Below are 23,215 nucleotides of genomic sequence, written 5' to 3' on the forward strand. Positions count from 1 at the left end.
AAAAGCCCTCACTGCAGGAACAGCGGGGGCTTTTAAGTAGCTAAAGCAACTTAACGACTCCTCGTGAATGAATAGTTTAACGTTCATACATTAGGAAACGGTAATCGTAAGGATTTTTTTCATCCTTTACGCCTTTTTCTTCGGATATAAGGCGCCATTCAGATGGATCAATCTGTGGGAAATACGTGTCACCTTCAAAAGCCTCATCGATCAAGGTAATGTAAAGGCGGTCTGCCACGCTTAACAGCTGCTCAAATATCTTGGCGCCCCCAATGACAAACACTTCTTCCTCAGTCCCTCCAAATCTAGCTAACAGCTCGTCTACACTATGAACGATCGTACACTCTGGATGCCGGAACGTGTCGTCTCGGGTCATGACAATATTTTCTCTGCCGGGTAAGACACGCCCTATGGACTCAAATGTCTTCCTGCCCATGATTATAGGTTTACCCATGGTCACCCGTTTAAAGTAGGCCAGGTCGGCGGGTAAACGCCAGGGCAGATCATTATCGGCACCAATGAGCCTATTTTTATCCATTGCGACCATAAAAGAAATCATACAGAGACTTCTCCTTTAATATGCGGGTGTGCCTGATAGTTAACGAGCTCAAAATCCTCATGTTGAAAGGAAAAAAGATCCTTCACATTCGGATTGATTTTCATTTGTGGGAGTGGATAGGGTTCCCTCTGAAGCTGCTCCTTCACTTGATCGATATGGTTTAAGTAGATATGCACGTCCCCGAATGTATGAACGAAGTCACCCGGTTCTAAGTCAGTCACTTGTGCGATCATCATCGTCAGCAATGCGTAGGAGGCAATGTTAAAAGGAACCCCTAAAAAGGTATCTGCACTTCTCTGGTAGAGTTGACAGCTTAACTTGCCATCATTGACATAAAATTGAAATAGGCAATGACAAGGGGCTAATGCCATGTGAGGCAAGTCTACCGGGTTCCATGCACTGACGACTAACCTTCTAGAGTGGGGGTTATGCTTAATATCATGGATGACCTGTTTGATTTGGTCCACCGTCTCGCCGTTAGGTCCTTCCCAAGAACGCCACTGCTTACCATACACTGGACCAAGCTCTCCGTTTTCATCTGCCCATTCATTCCAAATCCGAACCCCATTCTCCTTGAGATACGCTATATTGGTGTCACCTTTTAAAAACCAAAGCAATTCATGAATAATAGACCTCAGATGTACTTTCTTTGTTGTAATTAGGGGGAATCCTTGTTGTAAATCAAACCTCATTTGATGGCCGAACATAGAGATCGTCCCAGTCCCTGTTCGATCTTCCTTTTTGCTTCCTTGTTCTAATATTTGTTGACACAAATCTAAATACTGTTGCATGTTGACAACCTCCATCACACTTATCTACATATCATGCACACAAGTGCACCTCATTGTTTCATTTATCTTATTGTCACTGTTGATTTTACTAATCCATTTCTAAAATGAATCGATCTGATGCGTTGTTAAAAATATAACACATAACGCCCCGATAGGACAGACCATCATGAAAAAAGAGACTCAGCTTAAGTTGAGTCTCTTTCTCTCCTTTTATTTTTCTTCTAAAAGGACACGTGCACCTACGAGCGGCGCGTTCACTAGAGCATTTTGAGCAGTGCGTCTTTCCCTTTCATCCCCTCTGTGACACCTAAATTTTTGGCCTCGTGCGTCACAGACTCCAAGGGCGCTTCTAATAAATCATCAATCGTTTTGACGCCTACTGCCCGACCTGCAATCACTTTCCGATCCTTCAGTTTTTCATTGAGTAACGCCACGTCTAGTGCACCACACATGATATAACCCTTTTCTGTCGTCACGACTAAAAGATTAGTCTTCGGGATATTGACTTCAATGGCTAAAACGTAGTGACCTGATATCTCAATCGGACTAAGTGACATCATGGGACCCTTCACACTCCTATGCTCTTGATGTTATAACGTATGTACATCAAGTGCGATTGGTCACCCAGTTAGTGCACGTTTTTAGAATCGGGATGTGGTTCAGGTTGATGCTGTCCAAGCCCCTCTTTATCCATTTTATCTTTTAGCTTCTCGATTAAATAATTACCTAACATCTGATACACTTCATCCTCAGACATGTCCCTGATCAGTTTGAGCATGTCATCTCTGTGATGATCCTGCAGTGCATATAATACTAACGCTACAGCGTCCTCTTCATCTCCCACTAATTGATCTTTATAAAGCTCATAAAGGTCGTCAATAAACTTCATCGCCTTCACCTCCGTTGTAGCTGTTTAAAAACTTTTAGAAATGTTTGTTACCTTACTTCCCCGCTTCTTCAATTCCTTCAATCTGCTTTTCCTCAATAACATCACTCTTCACTTCTGTCATACGAATGCATGTTATGAAGTTTGGCGTTTGAACTAAGTTATGTGCCATCTCTTTTTTCGCGCACGCTCTAGATCCAGTCGTTGTAGACGTACGGCTAATATATCTCTTAAGAATTCAGGTAGAAAGTACTGTACCTTAGACTTATCTATACGGGAAATTTCTGGATACATGCGACCAAATGTGAACATGTCTATAGTGGCCACACGATACGTTTGTTCAGGATCTAACGGTTCATTGTGATACAGAATGCGAATGTGATCTGGATCTATATGACTCCTGTCCTTATTGACAATGACTTCAATACCGTCTAGACAAAGGCTTCCTAATACCTTACCCCGAAAACCAAATCCTTTAATCTCTTTTTGCTGAAATTCTTCAGATAATGATTTACGAATGATGGCGTACACCTCTTTCCCGCTAAGGGTCACCACACACGGGTTAATAGGATGTGGACAAATTTGATGTACGTGATATTTGGTCACTTCTCCTTTGTCTATATCATCTAATATCTGCCCAGCATTCACAAGAGAAAAGTCCGCCTGACACCAATCGTTTAAGCTCTCGGCTAGCATATTGCCTAAAGTCGATTCCCCGTACCAGTTAATGTCTAGTGACTCCTTTATTTCCGCAATAGGTTCAGACAGATACTGAGAGGCGATGTGTTGCTGCTGTTCTATGGTCTGAAGGCTTTCATGATCTGATACATGATTTTCTGTCGGAATGCACTGGGCTTGGATAGAGAAATGAGGCTCAAAGAGGGTGTCTTCCCATTCCACAGATACATGCCCTACATAATGGCCTGAACGCCCACACTGTGCAATCCATCGATCACGGACCTTCTTACCCCGATAAAGCACATGATGCGTATGAGCACCGAGTATCAATTGTATATCCTCATTTTCCTCTAACAGTTTTTCATCCTGAGGCAAGCCTAAGTGAGACAAGAGGACGATAAAATCGACTTTCCCTTTTAAGTGTTCTAAGTCCCTACGTATGGCTTCTATGGGATGTTCAATTTGCCACCCTAGCATTTTGTAAAATTGGTTAAACGGTATCGTCGTGCCGAGTAGTCCTATTTTTAATCGCCCACATTGTATGATTTGAAAAGGGGCTAGCCAGGGAGGCCTCCCACCGTCTTCGTAAAATAAATTATTAACAAGAACGTTAAATTCTGCACGCTCGTACATATTGTCCAATACCGCTTTGGGAAATGTGATACCTTCGTTGTTTCCAATCGTAATATAGTCATAGCTTAACTGATTTAATAAGTCTATATTCACTTGTCCAAGTGTGCCTTCCGTTATAGGGTGAGAACGGTCCATATGATCCCCTATATCAACTAGGACATAAGGCTCTTCTTGGTCTTCTAAGGTATGCTTCAGCTCTTTAATCACGCTCACCGCTTTTGGCCACATAGAGAGCTGACTATGAAGATCGTTGGTATGTATAAAATGAAAACGTGGAATAGTGACATCCTCCCCTCTACACGGTCATTATATTATATCATGCTTTGGCTGACTTCATTTATATTTCACGATGTCAAATTATATTTCACTCAAAACAATCTAATGGCATTATGTATTTATATTCTTATACAACAAACCTCCACAACAAAGTTGTGGAGGTGACATGACCATCATTTTGTCATGTGATATTAAAAATTTACATAAACCACCGTTAACCGATAGAGCCTTCCATTTCAAACTTGATAAGGCGGTTCATTTCAACCGCGTATTCCATTGGAAGTTCTTTTGTAAAGGGTTCAATGAATCCCATAACGATCATTTCAGTCGCTTCTTGTTCAGAAATACCACGACTCATGAGATAGAAGAGCTGTTCCTCTGATACTTTAGAAACAGAGGCCTCGTGCTCTAGTGTAATGTTATCGTTTAGGATTTCATTGTATGGAATCGTGTCTGAAGTTGACTCTTCATCCATAATAATGGTGTCACATTCAATATTCGCTTTAGAACCTTCAGAACGACGTCCGAAGTGACATAATCCTCTGTAAGTGACCTTACCACCTTGTTTACTAATGGACTTAGATACGATGGTAGAAGTACATTCTGGTGCTAAATGGTGCATCTTAGCGCCTGCATCTTGGTGCTGGTCTTTACCTGCAATAGCGATGGAAAGCACGTTACCTTTTGCGCCACGTCCTTTCATAACGACTGCAGGGTATTTCATCGTTAAACGACTACCAATGTTACCATCCACCCATTCCATTGTCGCATTTTCTTCAGCTACAGCACGCTTCGTTACAAGGTTGTAAATGTTCGGTGCCCAGTTTTGAATTGTCGTATAACGGCAACGCGCATTCTTTTTAACAATGATTTCTACAACCGCACTATGCAAGGAGTTCGTACTGTAAACAGGAGCCGTACACCCTTCAACGTAATGCACAAAACTGTCCTCATCGGCAATAATTAATGTCCGTTCAAATTGACCCATATTTTCCGAGTTAATACGGAAATATGCTTGTAAAGGTGTTTCACATTTGACACCTTTAGGCACGTAGATGAAACTTCCACCAGACCAAACGGCACTATTGAGTGCTGAGAATTTGTTATCGGATGGTGGGATCACCGTTGCCCAATGCTCTTTAAAAATCTCTTCGTGTTCTAACAAAGCGGAGTCTGTATCTGTGAAGATGACACCGTCTTTTTCTAGATCTTCTTGCATATTGTGGTAAACAACCTCAGATTCATACTGAGCAGATACACCTGCGAGGAATTTTTGCTCCGCTTCAGGTATACCTAATTTATCGAACGTGTTCTTGATTTCTTCCGGTACCTCTTCCCAAGAACGACTCGTTTGCTCTGAGGGCTTCACGTAGTACACGATCTCGTTAAAGTCTAATTCGTTAAGATTACCGCCCCACATTGGCATGGGCATTTTATAGAATTGCTCAAGGGATTTAAGACGGAAATCTAACATCCACTGTGGTTCATTCTTCATACGAGAAATCTCTTCCACAACTTCCTTTGTCAATCCACGGTTGGCACGGAATATCGAGACGTCCTTATCGGCTGAACCGTAATCGTACTCTCCAATTTCAGGTAATTGCTTTGCCATGACAAATTCCTCCCTTCATTTATTCAAAATCCTCATCAATGTCGTCTTCTTTTCCGACACTCTTTTCCATCGCTTTCCAAGCAAGGGTCGCACATTTGATTCTAGCTGGAAATTTAGATACCCCTTGTAAGGCCTCAATATCGCCTAGATCAAATTCCCCTTCATCATACTCTTGGCCTAACATCATTTCGGAGAAGATCTCCGATAATTGCAAAGCCCTATCTATAGTTAATCCCTTGATGGCTTCCGTCATCATTGACGCAGAGGCCATCGAGATTGAACATCCGTCACCTTTAAACTTGGCATCCTCTATTTTACCGTCTTTGACTGCCATCTGAAGTTCGATTCTGTCGCCACAAGTTGGATTATTTAACTGTACTGTCAAGCCCTCTTGTTCTAAGTCTCCCTTGTTACGAGGGGTTTTGTAGTGATCCATAATGACCTGACGGTACAATTGATCTAAGTTACCCATCGACATCTCCAAAATACTCCTTTGTCTTGATTAATCCTTCAACTAGACGATCGACGTCCGCTTTCGTGTTATAAATGTAAAAGCTAGCACGAGCTGTCGCTGAAACATCTAACCATTTCATTAATGGTTGGGCACAATGATGACCCGCTCTTACGGCTATACCTTCTGCATCAAGCACTGTAGCCAGATCGTGTGGATGGACATCATCTAGGTTGAACGTTATTAATCCTCCGCGTTCTTTTGGTCCATACAGCCTAAAGCCATTAATGTCGTTTAGTTTCTCCATCGCATACTGCACTAATTCATGTTCGTGCTGCTGTATATGATCGAAGCCAATGGATTCTAAAAAGTCAATCGCTGCACCTAAGCCGATGGCACCTGCAATAATCGGTGTTCCACCTTCGAATTTCCATGGAAGTTCCTTCCATGTCGATTCGTGTAGCTCGACGAAATCAATCATCTCTCCACCGAACTCCACAGGCTCCATTTTTTCTAAAAGCTTCTTCTTTCCGTATAGGACACCAATCCCCGTTGGCGCACACATTTTATGGCCGGAGAAAGCGAAGAAGTCACAATTAAGATCCTGAACGTCAACTTTCATATGAGGGGTACTCTGGGCCCCATCGACGACCATGACAGCGCCATTTTCATGTGCAATTTGAGTGACTTCCTTAATCGGGTTGATCGTTCCCAATACGTTTGAAACATGGACCATGGCCACAACCTTCGTTTGAGGTGTGACGGTCTCTCTCACATCGTCCAATGAGATAGATCCATCCTCTTGCAAGGGAATATATTTTAATGTAGCACCTGTGATTCGCGCCACTTGTTGCCATGGAATGAGGTTACTGTGGTGCTCCATTGGCGTGATCACAATCTCGTCTCCCTCTTGGCAATGTTCTCTGGCATAACTTGTGGCTACAATATTTAAGGCCGTAGTCGTTCCACGTGTGTAAATGATCTCTTTAGTGCTCTTGGCGTTAATGAATTTTCTTACCTTTTCCCGGGCACCCTCGTAACCTTCTGTCGCATAGTTACCTAAAGTGTGTACCCCCCGGTGAACGTTGGAATTGTATGCTTGGTAGTACTTTGATACTTTTTCAATCACTTCCGTCGGTTTGTGGGAAGTTGCTGCACTATCAAGATACACAAGCGGATGACCATTCACTTCCTGATCGAGTATCGGAAACATGTCACGGATTTGATTAGCATCCATTACTTGATTTTCCTTTCGATTAAATCTTTGAGTCTATTTTGAAGTCCTTCAAGCGGTATATCTTCAACAACGGGAGACAAGAAGCCTAGTATAATCAGTCTTTCAGCCTCAAGTCTTGAGATTCCTCTAGACATGAGATAGTAAAGCTGATTCTTATCGACCTTACCAACGGAAGCCGCATGCCCCGCTCGCTCAACATTCTCATCGATGAGTAAGATTGGATTTGCATCCCCACGTGCTTTTTCACTTAGCATTAAGACGCGCTCAGTCTGTTCACCTGTGGATTGATAAGCGCCTTTTTGAATCTTACTTATCCCGTTAAAAATGGCTCGTGCTTGATCCTTCATCACACCGTGACTCAGCATTGTCCCTTCAGTGTAATGTCCACTTTGATCCATTTTTTGAACGTAGTTAAGTGATTGATCACCCGTACCTACAACCACGGACTTAGTATCTCCTGTGGATCCGTTTCCAGTAAGGAAAGTGGTATTGTCTGAAACGGTGTGGCCGTTGTTCATTTGGCCTAATGCCCAATCGATTCGTCCATCATTGTCCACTTTAGCCCGGCGGTAGATGTAGCTCGTTGTGTTTTTACCTAAGCTATCAACAGCGGCAAATGTCACGTGCGCATTCTTTCCGACAAAGACCTCAGCAAGATAGTTATTGACGCTTTCTCCTTCGTCTTCACCGAAGAAATTCTCAACGTAAGTGACCTTACTGTTATCCTCAGCCACAATCAAGATGTGTGGGACGAGACCTGCTTCACTGTTCGCTTGCCAGAACAATGTCTGAACAGGCACTTCTACTTCCGTATTCTTAGGAACGTATAGGAATACACCACTATTGAAAAGTGCGGCATGTAGCGCGCTAATCTTATGATCATCTACTTTACCAACCTGGTTCATAAAGTATTTCAGTAATAAATCTGCGTGATCCTTTGCTGCCGTTTTGATGTCTGTTAGAATTACACCTTTGTCTTTTAGCTCTTGGTCTAAAGACTGATAGACAGCGTGTGCGTTTTTATGAATCAATAAGTTCTTCAAATCCGCTCCTTCACCCAACTGGGCACGCAGATCTTCTGGCAATTCACTAATATCTGATAGTGTCTCTTTCTCCACTTCGTGAATAAACTGATATAGATTCCACTTATCGATATTTGTCTTTTCTACTTTGGGTAGCGCAAGGAGTTCACTGTTCTCAAGGCCACGCAATCGAAGTTCTAACAGCCAAGAAGGTTCATTGTGCTTCTGTGAGTACTGGGTAATATAGTCGCGGTTGAAGTTGACTTTCGTTTCTACGGTCATGCCAATCCCCCCTTAGCTATTAGGCCTCTTGACCTACAGTTTCGTCTTTGATACCCAGTTCCTCTTTGATCCAGTCGTAACCTTCTTCCTCTAAGCGTTGTGCGAGCTCTGGTCCACCCGATTTAACAATGCGTCCTTGCATCATAACGTGAACGTGGTCTGGCGTAATATAATTTAATAAACGTTGGTAGTGTGTAATAATTAAAAATCCACGATCCTTACTGCGAAGGTTATTCACCCCTTTTGATACGACTTTAAGTGCGTCGATATCAAGGCCGGAGTCAATCTCGTCAAGAATACATAAACGAGGCTCAAGCATGAGCATCTGTAGAATTTCATTACGTTTTTTCTCTCCACCTGAAAAGCCTTCGTTTAGGTAACGTTGAGAGAATGAATTATCCATATCTAAGATGTCCATCTTTTCATCTAGGCTACGAATGAATTTCATGAGAGAAATCTCGTTGCCTTCGCCACGCTTGGTATTGACAGCAGAGCGAAGGAAATCCGCCGTCGTCACACCACTCACTTCACTTGGGTATTGCATGGCTAAGAAAAGGCCAGCTTTTGCTCTCTCATCTACTTCCATTTCAAAGAGATCTTCACCGTCTAGTTCTGCTTGACCGCCTGTCACCTCATAGTTTGGATGGCCCATTAAGGCAGATGCTAATGTACTCTTACCCGTCCCGTTTGGACCCATGATGGCATGGATTTCTCCACCTTTTACTTCTAAGGAGAAATCTTTTAAGATTTCTTTATCTTCAATCGCCACTTTTAAGTCTTTGATTTTTAAGTGTGGTGCTGACATCGTTGAATACCTCCTACATAATCTAAGTATTTGAAAGGATTTGCTCCTCTGTTCTCTGATTAGTAATTATCAGTGATTATCATTTGACCTTCATTATAGTATATCATATGCAGAAATCAAGAAAAGTACTTAACCATAATCTAAACGGATGGAAGTTTGATAACTAGTTAAGATTTCTAGCATATGCTCTCTCAGTGTTCTTCTATCGGTGACTAGAACAATTTTACGTTGGAGCAACTCCATTCCCAACTAATTAATTATAATTATTATTAATTAGTACTTCTTATATTTTAACACAGACAAAAAGGATTTGCACACATTTGCAAATCCTTTTTAATTGCGTCATAATCGATCAAACTGCTGCTCTATATCATAGTACGTCTTCAATGATGACCTTATTTTAGTTTACTATCTAATTGTGAGACCACTCGCATACTCTTCTGATACTCTTTTTCTCGTTCTTTTTCCACTTTCACCTGTTGGTCAAAAGACTCATCATACTCTGCATAGGACAAGCCATGTACACGATACATCGCTTGCTCCATTTGGGGCGTCGTTTCCGACTTGGTGGAAGAAATAATTAATCACAATCCTTTCTTGTTTTCTTCCGTTTCATTTTATCATGTTTTAACCCAGCCCCAAAACAGTGTGTAGTTGTTGCAACTCTTCTGACTACAAGTGACACCATGTTAGGTTTTCTCACCACGTTATCGTGTACATATCCCTCGTTATGCTCCATATAACTTCATTAATGTTGCGTACGGTTTAAATGTGCCAAGCATTCTTGTACGAGTGTCACACCTTGGCTCATCGTTGCGCCACCGCCAAATGCTGCACACACGCCAACCACTTCTAAGATTTCTTCATCTGTTGCGCCTTTATGTAGTGCTTCTTGAGTGTGATAGACGATACAATATTCATCTTGGGAAAAGATGCTGATCCCTACCCCGATTAGATGCTTCATCTTTTTATCCAGCGCGCCTTCTTCAAAGCAAGCACCGGTGAAATCATTATATCGCTTTGCAATCTCTGGCATTTTCTCTTCAAAATGTCCTAAACCCTCTTTATACTCTTGCAGCCATAACTGTACTTCATTCTCCATAGGTTCCTCTTGCATGGAAGCATTCTCCTTTCTGATCTTCATGTTTGTCCTTATCTTACCCTACGGCAAACAAAAAATACCTGCTTACGAAGCATAAAAAACTTCGGTAAGCAGGTCACAGACATCCTTTTATCGGACAGAACTAACACGATCTTTTTAGAACTAACCGATTTGATGATTTAGTTTTTTATGATTGAGTTTGATTAAAAGGCCGGGATCACATTGCCTTCGTAATTTTCTTCGATAAACTGGCGCACTTCTTCTGACGTGATCGCTTCTACTAAGGCTTGAATACGCGGATCATCTTCTTGTCCTTCAATTGTGGCAACCACATTCACGAATGGGTTATCATCAGGAGATTCTAAGATCAGGGCATCTTCCGCTGGAGAGAGGCCTGCTTCTAACGCATAGTTCGTGTTAATAATAGCCAAATCCCCATCTTGGTATAGCGCGGGTAGCGTCGCAGCCTCGACACCTGTAAATTCCAATTCTTTCGGGTTATCAACGATGTCATCTACAGTGCCGTTGAACCCTACACCTTCTTCTAATGTGATTAAGCCTTCTGACTCTAGTAAGGCTAGGAAACGGCCTTCTTCAGATACGGCCATCGGGTGTAAGATTGTAGCTCCCTGAGGAAGTTCTTCTATAGAATCATAGTGGGCAGAGTATGCGCCCATCGGTTCGATATGCACACCGACAACGTCTACGAGATTATATCCTGCTGCCTCATTCTCAGCTTTTAAATAAGGAATGTGTTGAAAAAAGTTGGCGTCGATTTCGCCAGCGTCCAATGTTTGGTTAGGTGTTGTGTAATCTGTAAACTCGACGATGTCTAATGCGATTCCTTCTTCTTCAAGCATCGGTTTTACAAATTCTAAAATTTCAGCATGAGGGACCAAGGTTGCCCCCACTGTTAACTCTTGCACTTCTTCCCCATTTTCATTTCCAGCACCTTCATTATCTCCACCTTGCCCTTGTCCACATGCCGCAAGAACTAAGATAAGAGCAAAAATAAAGCCAAACTGTAAAATTTTCTTCATGGTTTTCTCTCCTTTTTCTTTTTTATTATTTTTGGGTTATTGATATATATTTTAAACTTTACCGCTTGTCTATTTTCCTAACGATAAAGTCCCCAAGCATCTGAAAGATTTGTACCATAATAATGATGTTTATCGTTGAAATCCAGATGACATCCCACTGGTGACGCTGGTATCCCATGAATGCCAAGTGTCCTAATCCGCCCGCCCCAATCAGTCCAGCCATAGCGACATAGCCAATAAGTGCAATTCCTGTGACGGTAATGCCTGATACTAACGCCGGTTTAGATTCAGGAAGCAATACTTTATATATAATCTGGAGGTTGGACGCGCCCATCGACTTAGCCGCTTCAACAACCCCTTTTGGAATTTCTCTGAGACCAATTTCAACTAATCTGGCGTAGAATGGCGCAGCACCAATAACTAGAGCAGGAATCGCTGTTTTAGCCCCGATGGCACTACCTAATAGCGCTCTAATGATAGGGACGAGTAAGATTAAAAGAATAATGAAAGGAATAGAGCGAAAAATATTCACAAATGCGCTCACAGCTCTGTATAGCTTCTGGTTTTGCCATGGGTTCCCCTCAGCCGTCATATACAGGAGTATGCCAAGTATCACGCCAAAGATGGCAGTGAAGAGAATGGACACGCCCATCATATACAGTGTCTCTACAGTCGCATCCCATACTCGGTCCCAGCGTACATTGGGCACGACATCTTGCTGAAACCCATTCAATAGGTCTGTCATGTTGCTAACACCTCCACTTCTACTCCTTGATTTCGGAGGTAGGTCAGTCCTTTCTCTATGTCACGATCTTGACCACTAATGTGCAGTATGAGTGTCCCGTAGGAAGAATCTTTAAGACGACTCACCTTCCCTTGCAGGATATTCACTTCTAATGTTGTTTCTCTGATTAACCCGTTAATGATTGGCTTTTCCGCCTCTTCGCCAACAAAGTGACATTGTATCACTTGGCCACCATCGATGTCCCAATCCGCATGTACTTCTAATGCTTCATTCGACTCGGTCACCTGCTTCACAAACCTTCGCGTCATATCTTGCTGCGGATTCTGAAAGACCTCTATGACATGACCCATTTCAACAACTTTCCCACTATCCATCACCGCCACTCTGTCACATATCTTGCGGATAACATGCATTTCATGTGTGATAAGGACAACTGTTAATCCTAGCTTTTTGTTGATGTCTTGTAGTAATTGCAAAATGGCATCCGTTGTCTTAGGGTCCAAGGCTGAGGTGGCTTCATCACATAGTAACACTTTTGGATTATTGGCCAATGCGCGCGCAATCCCGACACGTTGTTTTTGTCCGCCACTCAGTTGTGATGGATACTGGTCCTCTTTACCTTCTAGCTCAACTAAACGTACCAGTTCCATGACCCTCTCTTCCCGCTGCTCAGGTGGGACTTTTGCTATTTCTAAGGGAAATGCGATGTTCTCCTTGACGGTCCGTGACCAGAGCAAATTAAAGTGCTGAAAGATCATGCCGATTTCTTGTCTCTGCTTTCGCAATTCAGTAGAGGGGAGTGCACTGATATCAACACCATCGATGTGGACGGCGCCACTCGTTGGCCTCTCAAGCAGATTTAGCATACGAATGAGTGTACTCTTCCCAGCTCCACTATAACCTATGACCCCAAATACTTCCCCTTTTTGGATGTCTAACTGTACATGGTCCACCGCTGTTACGGATTGTTGATTCCCACGGAAAACTTTAACCACGTCTTGTAAGTTAATCATCCTACCACCTCACTTTCTATTTAAACAATATAGATCCATCGTTAATACATTGTAGCGAACAGCAAATACATCCATAAAAAAAATCCTTTCAGCTTCAAAGCGGAAAGGATGCGAGTTATTATCTTCATCCTCTCATCACTCGAAGATTTACCTCTTCGCAGGAATTGGCACCTTTCCTTCATGTCGTCCACGAAGGCGGTTGCCGGGTTTCATAGGGCCAGTCCCTCCACCTCTCTCGATAAGAGTGCATGTATCATTCAGTTTATAAGTCACTGAAGAAGATAATAACATGACTTTATTTAGTTGTAAACCGTTTTGTTAAGCATGAAAAAGTTGGCAGTTCTATCTCCAACTGGCTTAAGCCAGCAATATCTTCTGCGAATGTATTTAATCACGTTCTAAGGTGTCGTTGCAAGGTGAAGCCAACTCTTATTATCATGGGTGCTTTGAGCGTCATCCAATTGTCCATTGACGTCATTTTTCATGTTCTCTTGGGATTTAGGTCCGTTTTGATGTCCATTCCCATGTTCCCCTTTACCCGGTGTGTGTTTTTTTTTATCATCGGAGCTTGATCCAGATGACTCACGTTGTTTCTCTTTGTTATCTTTTTCTAAACCGGGAGGGATAAATAATAGGCCTGGTGCATTCAAACGTCCTTTACCGGACTTTTTTTCCTCAGAGGCACCTTCTTCATCCGAACTTTCAGTCATACCTTCAACTTCTATATTAACGCTTTTATCTTCAGAGTCTGGATGATTGCCATTGTTGCCTTGGCCTTTGTTGTTACCTTGGCCTTTGTTACCATTGCCTTTATTGCCTTGACCCTGGTTACCTTGGCCTTTATTGCCTTCACCTTTGTTACCTTGGCCTTTGTTGCCTTGATTGTCTTGACCCTCATGACCTTGGCCTTTGTTACCATTAACACCTTTACCGTTTTCTTGACCTTCTTCAGAAGCGTTATGATGTCCATTCGATTGACCTGGTTGTTCATCTACATCCTCTTCAGCTTCACCATTGTCCTTATGATTGGATATCACATTTTGTAAGCCGTTAAACTCTTGTGCCAACTCCGCAATGGATTGACCTTTTAATTCCTCAAGGTTGATGTCTACCCCTTGTTCTTTAGCTCCCAAATAAATGGAGTAACGCCCGGTAGACATACCCTCTTCTTGCGCTTTCGTACGTACCTCTTCATCCACTGTTACTTTGTGAAGCTTCACTTTGTTCTCTTGTTCTGCCTCTGTTTCCTCTACAGGCTCATGACTGACTTCACTCTCGATAAGCTGTAAGGCAGTATCAACGTTTTCTGTGTATTTCGTTTCACTATCTTGGTCAACGAATGACGTGGCTAATAGCACATCTTGGTTCCCCTCAAGAAAGCCATCGATTCTTGCTTGGGAAATCACGTCATATGTTAGTTCTGGAAGTGACTTTCCTTTCCATTCATCACTAAGATGTGAAACTAGGAGCTTCCCATCATCATTTAGAGGTTCTAAACTAATGACTTCCATGGACTTATTAAGGCCCATTTCGATACTAGGATTGATGTCGATGTTGACATAGGCTACTGCGGTATCATCAGCTCCAAAAGGGACGAGGGCGAACATGGATGCGAATACTAATAAGAAGGAAGCGACTAAGGCTAATGCTGGTACAGTTTTCTTCTTTCTGCTTTTGACTTCGAACGGTACAACTTGAGCAGAAGGTACGTCAACTTCCATTCCAACTTCCCAGTGCAGTTTGTTTGCTTTGACTTTACGGAATTCGCCTTCAGGGGTCATGACAACTGCTTCGTCATTTTTCATTTCTAGAATGAGTCCCTTATTCACTGATTTCCCTCCCTTCTTTCATGTCTTCCTCTGGCTCGATATAGGATTGCAGTGATTCATACCCTCCGATATAAATCAACGCCATCGCTATTATATACTTTCGATTCCTCTCTACCGTTTTACGACTGCAGTTCACAAATTTTAATAATTCTTTCATCGGAAGTTGCTTTTTTTCCTTTAAATGAAAAACAAATTCTTGGTGTGTGGCGAGGGTTTTGGCGATTTGCTTTGCATTTTCTCTAGCATCTACATGCTTAGGACATAGGGTGACCAAATCCTGGAAGGTGATGTCGTACTCCTTGAGTAGCTCCTGGTAATCAGCGATATCCATTCTACGACGTTCAATTTCTTGGTGCTGTTGATACTGGTTGACAGAGGCGTGAACTTGGGCGATGCTTTCTTGTTGCTGTTCCTCATCTGTTGATTCTGTTTCTAAGAAGATATCACGCGTTTGTCTCGTTTCCTTACGTATATAATCAATCACACGACGACGAATGACCATTTCCGCAAAAGATAGAAACGATGTGCCTTGTTGGTTTTCGTAGTGGTTAATCGCTTCGTTAAACGCTTCAATAGCCACACTATACTCATCACGAGATTGGTCAATATACTGTTTACAGACCTTAGAAGCGACTTTCGCTATAAAAGGCTGATACTTTCTAATAAAATCATTTCTATATTGGGAATCATACTTGGCTTCTGTCACCAAAGCATGGATGTCTTCTGACTGTTCTTGGCGCTTTTTCTTCCATTTCCCTAGAATCATTGCTATCAAGTGAATTCACCTCGCCATACTACTATATCGTCTTTAAACCTCTCTTTATGTGGGGAAGTCCACATTCGTCAAACTATATCATCATTTTACATATTTCTACCTTCGTTTACTAGAGACTTCATTCCTGTTTTTATAAAGGAATTTTTTGTTTGGAATCTAGCACTTTATCAGGTCTTCTATAAAACACGTAGTAGAAATAAACAGAACCCACGATATAAAGGGCCGCTGTGAGGCTAAACACGTAAGCATAACCCCAGTAAGCACCATATCGACTAACGATATACGAACTTACAGGTCCCATACACGCCCATCCTAACATAAATATTGTTTGTCCGACACTATTCGCCAAACCTTTCATATTATCGTCTACTTTATCCATCATGACCGACATTTGGATAGGATTACCCGCATTCATCAATGCTTGACGAAACAAGAAACCGACCGAGGCGAGATAGAAGTTGTTTGTAAAACCGGTGAGGAGTAGGAACGGAATGGACAATAGCTGTAAAACAACCACCGCCCTTACTTCGCCTATTCGTTTAACAATCGCTGGACCAATGAGCATAGCAACGGCCGTAGCCGCTTGCCCTAGCGAGACCACCAACCCTATGGATGTGTTAGACGCTTGGAATCGGTCAGCAAAATACACGTTTAAATACGGAATCACCAGCCCCGCCCCAAAACCGATGAGCATCTGAGCCACTGCAAATAAACCGATGATTTTTATTGATGTATGATGTTGGACCAATGCGCGCTTGAGGTTACCCTTGGTTAACATACTCGTTAGTGTTTTATGTTGCTTCACTTTCCCCTTTTCCTGCAGCATACTAATGGGTAAAAAAGCTAAAAAGGACATTCCTGTGCCGATGAGTAGAGTTGTACGTAAACTTATCAGCTCTGTCATTCCAAACCATAGATGTAACACGTCCGCCAACGCTCCACCACCCATGTTACCAATCACGTTAGCCACCATCATTAATGCAAAATTAAGGCTGAAAAGATGCACCCGCTGTTCCTTCGTTGAATTCTCCGATAGCAACGGAATAGCGGATACTTGAATAAAGGATGAGAATAAGCCTGTCATAAACGCCGTAAGAATCAACCCCGTCTCCACTTCCAATATGGCACGCAGGACAAAACTAACGACAGTAAAAAGTAACCCAACGGCAATGATTTTTTTTCGGCCCAGTTGATCGCTAAGGATACCAGCAGGAATGAGAATAATAGCCGCTGCTAGTGACTGCATGGCCACCATATTTCCGATCACGGTCTGATCAAAGCCCAGCGCTTTGACGTATAAATTATACATAATCATGAACATCCCCATGCCCACTTGAAAAAGAACATTGGCCCATAAAAAAAGGCGTACATTTCGGTTGTAGCCTTTGATTTGCTTTATCCAATCATGTATGACAGTCATTTTGTTGTCCTCACTTTCATGCCACAATTCAATGACATCATCAATGTCATTACTTCGAATCACTAAACAAAATTATACTTTAAGACTGATCACATAGGAAGGTTAATATTTAAAATTTTGCGACATCCATACAAAGGATGACAATGCGTGAGGATAGGACACTAAGCGGCCATTTTTTGGATGAAGTGAAACTTTCCGAAAGTTTGATCCGTCTAGAGCTTCAAGATTCTAGAGAATAATGCCATATGGAAAGGAGCATGGGTTTATTTGAAAAAGATACTTTTATTTGTGACTGTAAGTGTGTGTATGTTTGCTACCGGATGTTCTGTCAACAGTGAAGACACAACACTCGGTTTACAACCATCAGCTTCTCAACAAAATCAATCCGGTGAGCATGATAACCAATCTTCAAAGACATCGACTGTGGATGAAATTAAAGATATGGATTACCAAGGAACCGTTATTTCAAAGAAAGTCTCCGACGATGGCCAACGAATATTAGTAGCTGATAACATTGCCCCTGATGATTTAAAGAAATATTCAGCGAAGGAATTAGCCTCAAAAGCGTTATCAGAAGATGTGGATATTGCTTGGTATACGATTGATCCTAATACTTATAGCAAATTAGAAATTGGTCAAAAAGTAGGGATAGACCTTGCATCTAATAGACAACTCGATAGTAGACCACCCATAAGAGGCGCTGAAAAAGTCATAATGATAAATTAATTTTTGTTCAAGTACAACCTGGATGGGATTGATACACTTGAAGATAGCTTTTCTGATGCCAAACAACAAAAGTTAAAAAAAGGAGTTAAGGAAAAATATAAATCACTATTCTAAGAGAAAATAAAAGATTTGTACACAAGTGTGGCCACCTAGGTTCCTTTTAGGTGGCCACATTAGATTATTTTATACGACTTGCTCATTAGTGTCATCGTTATTCGTTTTCGATTCCTCTTGTTGGCGCTTCTTCTTTTCTTCCTCAATTAGTTCTCGGCGTAACACTTTTCCAATAATCGATTTTGGTAGTTCCTCTCTAAATTCATATATATGGGGAACCTTATAGGAGGCAAGGTGTCTTCTGGAAAATTGGTCCAGTTCTTCCACCGTGAGTGTTTGACCTTCCTTTGCAACGATGTAGGCCTTCACTGTTTCTCCTCTGTATTGATCAGGAATGCCGATCACAGACGCCTCCATCACTTTGGGATGTTCAAAAAGGATCTCTTCAATCTCACGAGGATAAATGTTGAAGCCCCCGGCGATAATCATATCTTTTTTGCGATCCATAATATAGAAAAAGCCTTCCTCGTCCATTTTGGCAATATCCCCGGTATATAGCCAGCCATCCCTTAAGACTTTATCCGTTTCCACTACTCTTTTCCAATAGCCTTTCATCACTTGTGGTCCTTTGACGACTAGTTCACCCACTTCACCAGGAGGTAAGGTTTCTCCTGTTGACAAGTTGACGATCTTAGCTTCTGTATCGGGCCAGGGGACGCCGATTGAACCGATTTTGCGTTTCCCCCAGATCATATTGGCATGAGTGACGGGGGAGGATTCTGTCAGGCCGTATCCTTCTACCAGGCGCCCTTTTGTAAGCTGTTCGAATTTTTCTTGCACTTCAACAGGGAGAGGGGCTGAACCACTGATACACGAATGTATAGAAGAAAGATCATAACGTTCGATGTTAGGATGGTTAATAATAGCGATATACATTGTAGGAGCCCCTGGGAAGATCGTGGGTCTCTCATCTTGAATCGTTTTAAGTATCAAATCCGTATCGAATTTAGGTATTAATAGTAAGGTGCCCCCCATATAGATAGATAAGTTCATGACGATACTCATACCATACACGTGGAAAAACGGAAGCGCAGCTAACAGTTTCTCTTTACCTTCTTTTGATCGGTGCAACCATTGTCTTGACTGGAAAGCATTCACGACAAGATTATAATGAGTGAGCATGACGCCTTTCGGCTTGCCTGTGGTGCCGCCCGTATATTGTAGGAGGGCGAGGTCCTCCCGTGGATGAATGTGGACTTGTGGTTCAGATTGCCCAGCTTGTCCTACAAGAAAAGTGCGCCATCTCTCGACCCGATCATGCTGAGGAACATGAGTTTGCAAGCCATCTTTTTTCGCTTTTAAAGGATATAGTAAATTCTTGGGGAAAGGCAGATAGTCTTTTAGTGAAGTGATGACCACCTTCTCCAAGGGGGTTTGGTGCATGATTTTCTCGATGCGCTTATAGATAATATCTAAGCTAAGCAAGACCTTTGCTCCGGCGTCATTTAACTGATATTCCAACTCTCTCTCTGTGTACAAAGGGTTTGTTTGTACGACGATGGCACCAGCCATGAGTGCACCATAATAGCCTATAACTGCTTGTGGACAGTTCGGGAGCATGATGGCCACGCGGTCACCTTTTTTAACCCCGTTTAATGTAAGCGCATTCGAAAATTGGCAGCTCAAATCATACAGCTCCTGGTAAGTTAACGTCTTACCTAGAAATTGTAAGGCAATATGCTGTGGATACTTTTTTGTTGCTTCTTTCAAAAATGTGGGTAAGCTCACGTTCGGGTAATCATAATGGGGCTGTATCTGGGGTGGGTAATGCTCAGACCAGGGTATACGGTTTGCCATTCCACCTTCACCTCTCTCAAGATTATAGGCTGAAGAGGGCCCAGGCCCCCTCCGCTTAAACCACGTATTTCTCCGCTGCAATGACCTTTTGAGCAATATGTCTCTTTTTACTGATATAAGACATCGGCTGGCGTTTGGTTAGCTTTTTCAATATGGAGAGCTGAGTTCGTAACATATCACCCGACTCCATTTCCGTTATAACGTCTTTGGCCCATTTTTCCATCTTTTCCATAGACTCATGGACGAAGACTTCTGTCATGTCAATGGCCTGCTTTGCTTTAGGCTCCCCTCCTTTATCTCGTATTTTTTTTGTGCGTAAAAGCATGCTTTCCATCGCAAAGATCTGAATAATCATGTCACTCAGTTTGCTGACAATCTCCTGTTCTTGTTCTAGTTGTTCTTGATATTTTTCAAAGGCAAGACCGCTTGTCATGAGAAAGATCTTCTTAGCCATGGCCAAGAGATGCTGTTCTTCCTCTAGAGGTTCGCTAAAGGATTGTTGGGGGAACATCTCTAGCAGCTCCGACTGTAAAGCTTTTGCCTCCTGTATCAGAGGGAGCTCGCCCTTCATGGCTTTTTTGACCAGCGTGCCTGGAATGAGTAAACGATTAATCTCGTTCGTGCCTTCAAATATGCGATTAATTCTAGAATCACGATATAGACGTTCGATTTTGTATTCTTGAATAAATCCGTATCCGCCATGTATTTGGACACCTTCATCCACAACATCATCCAATACTTCAGAACCAAACACTTTGTTAATCGAGCATTCTATGGCGTACTCAGCGATGCCTTTGGCTAGTTGCAAACCGGCTGACGGGTCATCGTTATCGATGCCCTGTAATCCTTCATCTATTAGACCTGATGTTCTATATACCATACTTTCAAGTGCGTAGGTCATGATGGTCATGTCAGCCAGTTTGCTCCCCACTAATGGGAACTTAGAGATGGGTGTGCCGAATTGCTTACGTTCATTGGCGTATGTTGCTGAGAGTTTAATTGCTTCTTTGCTGGCGCCCAAACAACCGGACCCTAGCTTAAATCTCCCAATATTCAAAATATTAAAGGCAATGAGATGGCCTTTGCCTACTTCCCCAAGGACATTTTGTACAGGCACTTGCACTTGGTCAAGGATGAGCGGACATGTCGATGAACCTTTAATCCCCATCTTTTTCTCTTCTGGTCCTATACTGACGCCCTCCATGGATTTTTCCACTATAAACGTACTAAAATGTTCACCGTCTACCTTAGCGTAGACGATAAATATATCGGCAAATCCCGCGTTCGTGATGAACTGTTTCTGTCCTTCTAAGACGTAATGCTGTCCATCTGCGCTTAAAACAGCCGTCGTCTTGGCCCCGAGTGCGTCCGAGCCGGAAGAAGGCTCTGTTAAGCAATAAGCTGCTATTTTTTCCCCAGTGGCGAGTGGGGGCAGGTATTTTTCTTTCTGCTCTTTTGTGCCAAAAAAGACGATAGGCAATGTGCCAATCCCAGTGTGAGCTCCGATGGATAAAGATATAGATGACCCTTTGGACAGTCTTTCATTAATCAATGTAGAACTGACTTTATCTAAATCTAATCCTCCGTAAGCCTCAGGGATATCTGCCCCCAGTATGCCTAATGCTCCTGCTTTTTGAATCATCGTGACGGAGAGATCATAGTTTAATCCTTCTATTTGTTCGTCCATCTTATTGACTTCAGCTTCAAGAAAATCGCTCGCGGTGTCGGCCATCATTTTTTGTTCATCTGTAAAGTCTTCAGGTGTGACGATATCCTGCGTGCTAGATTCTTCAATGAGGAATGCGCCTCCTCGTTTGTGGGCTTGTATGGTATGCATGTGAATGGCTCCTTTCAATTTAGGGTTTGGCTTCCTCCGACTTGGAGCTCGGCCTTGATTCTTTTCGACTTGGGCATGGCGTTGGCTCCTCTCTCTTCGCTTCTCGACTCTGCTCAAAGGAAGCTTCGACAGGGAACTCGGCCTTGATTCTCTTCGGCTTTGGCAAGACTTTGGCCAAGCCCCTCTCTCCGCTTCTCGAGCTTCGCTCAAAGGAAGCTTCAACATGGGGCTCGGCCTTGCTCCTTTTCGACTTGCGCAAGGCGTTGGCTGAACTCCCTCTTCTGCTTCTCGAGCTTTGCACAAAGGAAGCTCCGACAGGGGCTCGCTCTAGCGTCTTTTTATTGCGACTCGATTATGAATGAACTTCGAGGATGCCAGCTGCACCCATGCCACCACCGATACACATGGAGACGATGCCTGTGCCACCGCCACGTCGGCGGAGTTCGTGGATGAGGGTGGTGGTAAGTTTTGTACCGGTGCAGCCTAATGGGTGACCGAGTGCGATCCCCCCACCGTTGACGTTCACTTTGTCTCTCGGTATGTCTAGTTCTTTTATGATTTGGATACATTGTGAGGCGAAGGCTTCGTTAATTTCGAACAGGTCGATGTCATCTAGGTTGAGGTTTGCGAGTTCGAGTGCTTTAGGTATGGCTTTTACGGGGCCAACTCCCATATATTCAGGTTCTACGCCACCTAAGGCGAAGGTTTTAAAGGTGGCAAGGGGCTTGAGACCGAGTTCTTCGGCTTTGTCTTTACTCATGACGACGACGGCCGCGGCACCGTCACTGGTTTGTGAGGCGTTACCTGCTGTAACACTCCCTTGTACGGCAAAGGCCGGCCGTAATTTGGTTAGTGCTTCTATGGACGTATCTTTACGCACACCTTCGTCCTCAGCAAAGGTGAATGATTCTTCCCACACTTTGCCGTCCTCTGTCACTCCTTTTTTCTTAACCTGAAGTGGGATGATTTCCTCTTTGAAACGATTGTTCTCTAGGGCATCCGCCGCTTTCTGATGGCTACGATAGGCAAATTCGTCTTGTTCTTGCCGTGATATATCGTATTTTCGAGCCACGTTTTCTGCTGTGTGCCCCATACTGATGTACACTTCAGGCATATCTTCGACTATGTCTGGATGGGGAGATAGTTTGTGACCTGTCATCGGCACTGCACTCATACTTTCAATTCCACCAGCCACGATAATATCGGCGTGACCGACCATAATTCTTTCGGCTGCCATAGCAATGGATTGCAGGCCCGAAGAACAAAATCGATTAATGGTCATCCCAGGGGTTTGAACGGGATACCCAGCGTATAATGAGACAATGCGGGCGAAATTCAAGCCCTGTTGTCCTTCAGGCATCGCACACCCAATGATGACATCTTCTACCATCTCTTTTTTTAGTCCGGGGGCACGATCGATCACGCCTTCTAATACCGTTTTCCCCATATCCTCTGGTCTCGTTTGGGCTAAGCTTCCTTTTTTAGACTTGCCTACAGCTGTCCGGGCAGCTGAGACAATAACCGCCTCTCTCATCTGTGTTCCTCCTTCATACGAGATGATCGTCTGACTAATTAGAGTCCATTC

General features: G+C 43.0%; 23 protein-coding genes and 1 riboswitch. Of the genes, 1 reads left to right on the top strand and 22 read right to left on the bottom strand.

All coding sequences use genetic code 11. The features are described from left to right. Positions 1-76: 76 nt before the first annotated feature. From JKM87_RS10640 to JKM87_RS10725, 18 genes are all read right to left on the bottom strand, one after another. On the bottom strand, positions 77-559 hold the full coding sequence (locus tag JKM87_RS10640; RefSeq protein WP_202080328.1) for a dihydrofolate reductase: 483 nt from the start codon (positions 557-559) through the stop codon (positions 77-79). Continuing rightward, the gene (locus JKM87_RS10645; RefSeq protein ID WP_202080329.1) at positions 556-1,350 is read right to left on the bottom strand and encodes a thymidylate synthase; all 795 of its coding nucleotides are present in this window, start codon (positions 1,348-1,350) and stop codon (positions 556-558) included. The genes JKM87_RS10640 and JKM87_RS10645 overlap by 4 nt, the downstream gene beginning before the upstream one ends. 257 nt (positions 1,351-1,607) lie before the next feature. After that, on the bottom strand, positions 1,608-1,910 hold the full coding sequence (locus JKM87_RS10650) for a YunC family protein (RefSeq protein ID WP_202080330.1): 303 nt from the start codon (positions 1,908-1,910) through the stop codon (positions 1,608-1,610). Positions 1,911-1,978: 68 nt separating this feature from the next. Continuing rightward, a complete protein-coding gene (locus JKM87_RS10655; RefSeq protein WP_202080331.1) occupies positions 1,979-2,239 on the bottom strand; it encodes a DUF6154 family protein in 261 nt (86 codons plus the stop codon). Positions 2,240-2,392: 153 nt separating this feature from the next. Continuing rightward, positions 2,393-3,826, bottom strand: coding sequence for a bifunctional metallophosphatase/5'-nucleotidase (locus tag JKM87_RS18210; protein ID WP_336885166.1), 1,434 nt, complete (start codon positions 3,824-3,826; stop codon positions 2,393-2,395). Positions 3,827-4,037: 211 nt separating this feature from the next. Next, positions 4,038-5,435 carry a Fe-S cluster assembly protein SufB gene (gene sufB / locus JKM87_RS10665; protein WP_202080333.1) on the bottom strand — a complete coding sequence of 466 codons (1,398 nt, stop codon included), beginning with the start codon at positions 5,433-5,435 and terminating at the stop codon, positions 4,038-4,040. A gap of 19 nt (positions 5,436-5,454) precedes the next feature. Further along, positions 5,455-5,913 carry a Fe-S cluster assembly sulfur transfer protein SufU gene (gene sufU / locus JKM87_RS10670; RefSeq protein WP_202080334.1) on the bottom strand — a complete coding sequence of 153 codons (459 nt, stop codon included), beginning with the start codon at positions 5,911-5,913 and terminating at the stop codon, positions 5,455-5,457. After that, positions 5,900-7,123, bottom strand: coding sequence for a cysteine desulfurase (locus JKM87_RS10675; RefSeq protein WP_202080335.1), 1,224 nt, complete (start codon positions 7,121-7,123; stop codon positions 5,900-5,902). Before JKM87_RS10675 ends, sufU begins: the two co-directional genes overlap by 14 nt. Next, positions 7,123-8,427, bottom strand: coding sequence for a Fe-S cluster assembly protein SufD (gene sufD, locus JKM87_RS10680; RefSeq protein WP_202080336.1), 1,305 nt, complete (start codon positions 8,425-8,427; stop codon positions 7,123-7,125). The genes JKM87_RS10675 and sufD overlap by 1 nt, the downstream gene beginning before the upstream one ends. Before the next feature lie 19 nt (positions 8,428-8,446). Next, positions 8,447-9,232, bottom strand: coding sequence for a Fe-S cluster assembly ATPase SufC (gene sufC, locus JKM87_RS10685; RefSeq protein ID WP_202080337.1), 786 nt, complete (start codon positions 9,230-9,232; stop codon positions 8,447-8,449). Between the two features lie 395 nt (positions 9,233-9,627). Continuing rightward, entirely contained in the window at positions 9,628-9,777 is a 150-nt protein-coding gene (locus JKM87_RS10690; protein WP_202080338.1) for a YuzK family famiily protein, read from the bottom strand. A gap of 203 nt (positions 9,778-9,980) precedes the next feature. Beyond that, positions 9,981-10,349: a carboxymuconolactone decarboxylase family protein gene (locus JKM87_RS10695; RefSeq protein ID WP_202080339.1), complete on the bottom strand. Its 369-nt coding sequence runs from the start codon at positions 10,347-10,349 to the stop codon at positions 9,981-9,983. A 188-nt stretch (positions 10,350-10,537) separates the two neighbouring features. Continuing rightward, positions 10,538-11,374, bottom strand: coding sequence for a MetQ/NlpA family ABC transporter substrate-binding protein (locus JKM87_RS10700; protein WP_202080340.1), 837 nt, complete (start codon positions 11,372-11,374; stop codon positions 10,538-10,540). Between the two features lie 58 nt (positions 11,375-11,432). Continuing rightward, complete coding sequence (locus JKM87_RS10705; RefSeq protein ID WP_202080341.1) at positions 11,433-12,119, bottom strand: methionine ABC transporter permease; 687 nt, start codon at positions 12,117-12,119, stop codon at positions 11,433-11,435. Continuing rightward, positions 12,116-13,132 carry a methionine ABC transporter ATP-binding protein gene (locus JKM87_RS10710; protein WP_202080342.1) on the bottom strand — a complete coding sequence of 339 codons (1,017 nt, stop codon included), beginning with the start codon at positions 13,130-13,132 and terminating at the stop codon, positions 12,116-12,118. Before JKM87_RS10710 ends, JKM87_RS10705 begins: the two co-directional genes overlap by 4 nt. A gap of 129 nt (positions 13,133-13,261) precedes the next feature. Continuing rightward, positions 13,262-13,377: riboswitch (SAM riboswitch) on the bottom strand. A gap of 153 nt (positions 13,378-13,530) precedes the next feature. Then, positions 13,531-14,961 (bottom strand): anti-sigma-I factor RsgI family protein, encoded by a 1,431-nt coding sequence (locus JKM87_RS10715; RefSeq protein ID WP_202080343.1) that lies wholly within the window; start codon positions 14,959-14,961, stop codon positions 13,531-13,533. Next, entirely contained in the window at positions 14,954-15,727 is a 774-nt protein-coding gene (sigI, locus tag JKM87_RS10720) for an RNA polymerase sigma-I factor (RefSeq protein WP_202080398.1), read from the bottom strand. Before sigI ends, JKM87_RS10715 begins: the two co-directional genes overlap by 8 nt. A 139-nt stretch (positions 15,728-15,866) precedes the next feature. After that, positions 15,867-17,156 carry an MFS transporter gene (locus JKM87_RS10725; RefSeq protein ID WP_202080344.1) on the bottom strand — a complete coding sequence of 430 codons (1,290 nt, stop codon included), beginning with the start codon at positions 17,154-17,156 and terminating at the stop codon, positions 15,867-15,869. Positions 17,157-17,423: 267 nt separating this feature from the next. On the opposite strand from JKM87_RS10725, the gene JKM87_RS10730 reads away from it, so the two are divergent. Then, positions 17,424-17,882 carry a DUF3221 domain-containing protein gene (locus JKM87_RS10730; protein WP_202080345.1) on the top strand — a complete coding sequence of 153 codons (459 nt, stop codon included), beginning with the start codon at positions 17,424-17,426 and terminating at the stop codon, positions 17,880-17,882. A gap of 183 nt (positions 17,883-18,065) precedes the next feature. Here the strand turns inward: JKM87_RS10730 and JKM87_RS10735 are convergent, their stop codons facing one another. From JKM87_RS10735 to JKM87_RS10750, 4 genes are all read right to left on the bottom strand, one after another. Beyond that, entirely contained in the window at positions 18,066-19,793 is a 1,728-nt protein-coding gene (locus JKM87_RS10735) for an AMP-binding protein (protein WP_202080346.1), read from the bottom strand. A gap of 55 nt (positions 19,794-19,848) precedes the next feature. After that, positions 19,849-21,630, bottom strand: a complete 1,782-nt coding sequence (locus tag JKM87_RS10740; RefSeq protein ID WP_202080347.1) for an acyl-CoA dehydrogenase family protein — start codon at positions 21,628-21,630, stop codon at positions 19,849-19,851. A 19-nt stretch (positions 21,631-21,649) separates the two neighbouring features. Next, positions 21,650-21,808: a hypothetical protein gene (locus JKM87_RS10745; protein ID WP_202080348.1), complete on the bottom strand. Its 159-nt coding sequence runs from the start codon at positions 21,806-21,808 to the stop codon at positions 21,650-21,652. A gap of 174 nt (positions 21,809-21,982) precedes the next feature. Next, entirely contained in the window at positions 21,983-23,164 is a 1,182-nt protein-coding gene (locus tag JKM87_RS10750; protein WP_202080349.1) for an acetyl-CoA C-acyltransferase, read from the bottom strand. Positions 23,165-23,215 lie beyond the last annotated feature (51 nt).

Source organism: Caldalkalibacillus salinus (assembly GCF_016745835.1).
Classification (GTDB): Bacteria; Bacillota; Bacilli; order Caldalkalibacillales; family JCM-10596; genus Caldalkalibacillus_A; species Caldalkalibacillus_A salinus.

Excerpts from the sequence above, each read along its gene's own strand:
- JKM87_RS10650 (WP_202080330.1), bottom strand. The coding sequence starts at position 1,910 with ATGATGTCACTTAGTCCGATTGAGATATCAGGTCACTACGTTTTAGCC.
- JKM87_RS10705 (WP_202080341.1), bottom strand. The coding sequence starts at position 12,119 with ATGACAGACCTATTGAATGGGTTTCAGCAAGATGTCGTGCCCAATGTA.
- sufU (WP_202080334.1), bottom strand. The coding sequence starts at position 5,913 with ATGTCGATGGGTAACTTAGATCAATTGTACCGTCAGGTCATTATGGAT.
- JKM87_RS10675 (WP_202080335.1), bottom strand. The coding sequence starts at position 7,123 with ATGGATGCTAATCAAATCCGTGACATGTTTCCGATACTCGATCAGGAA.
- sufB (WP_202080333.1), bottom strand. The coding sequence starts at position 5,435 with ATGGCAAAGCAATTACCTGAAATTGGAGAGTACGATTACGGTTCAGCC.
- JKM87_RS10655 (WP_202080331.1), bottom strand. The coding sequence starts at position 2,239 with ATGAAGTTTATTGACGACCTTTATGAGCTTTATAAAGATCAATTAGTG.
- JKM87_RS10690 (WP_202080338.1), bottom strand. The coding sequence starts at position 9,777 with ATGGAGCAAGCGATGTATCGTGTACATGGCTTGTCCTATGCAGAGTAT.
- JKM87_RS10640 (WP_202080328.1), bottom strand. The coding sequence starts at position 559 with ATGATTTCTTTTATGGTCGCAATGGATAAAAATAGGCTCATTGGTGCC.
- JKM87_RS10750 (WP_202080349.1), bottom strand. The coding sequence starts at position 23,164 with ATGAGAGAGGCGGTTATTGTCTCAGCTGCCCGGACAGCTGTAGGCAAG.
- JKM87_RS10695 (WP_202080339.1), bottom strand. The coding sequence starts at position 10,349 with ATGCAAGAGGAACCTATGGAGAATGAAGTACAGTTATGGCTGCAAGAG.
- JKM87_RS10740 (WP_202080347.1), bottom strand. The coding sequence starts at position 21,630 with ATGCATACCATACAAGCCCACAAACGAGGAGGCGCATTCCTCATTGAA.
- JKM87_RS10710 (WP_202080342.1), bottom strand. The coding sequence starts at position 13,132 with ATGATTAACTTACAAGACGTGGTTAAAGTTTTCCGTGGGAATCAACAA.
- sufD (WP_202080336.1), bottom strand. The coding sequence starts at position 8,427 with ATGACCGTAGAAACGAAAGTCAACTTCAACCGCGACTATATTACCCAG.
- sigI (WP_202080398.1), bottom strand. The coding sequence starts at position 15,727 with ATGATTCTAGGGAAATGGAAGAAAAAGCGCCAAGAACAGTCAGAAGAC.
- sufC (WP_202080337.1), bottom strand. The coding sequence starts at position 9,232 with ATGTCAGCACCACACTTAAAAATCAAAGACTTAAAAGTGGCGATTGAA.
- JKM87_RS10700 (WP_202080340.1), bottom strand. The coding sequence starts at position 11,374 with ATGAAGAAAATTTTACAGTTTGGCTTTATTTTTGCTCTTATCTTAGTT.
- JKM87_RS10645 (WP_202080329.1), bottom strand. The coding sequence starts at position 1,350 with ATGCAACAGTATTTAGATTTGTGTCAACAAATATTAGAACAAGGAAGC.
- JKM87_RS10725 (WP_202080344.1), bottom strand. The coding sequence starts at position 17,156 with ATGACTGTCATACATGATTGGATAAAGCAAATCAAAGGCTACAACCGA.
- JKM87_RS10735 (WP_202080346.1), bottom strand. The coding sequence starts at position 19,793 with ATGGCAAACCGTATACCCTGGTCTGAGCATTACCCACCCCAGATACAG.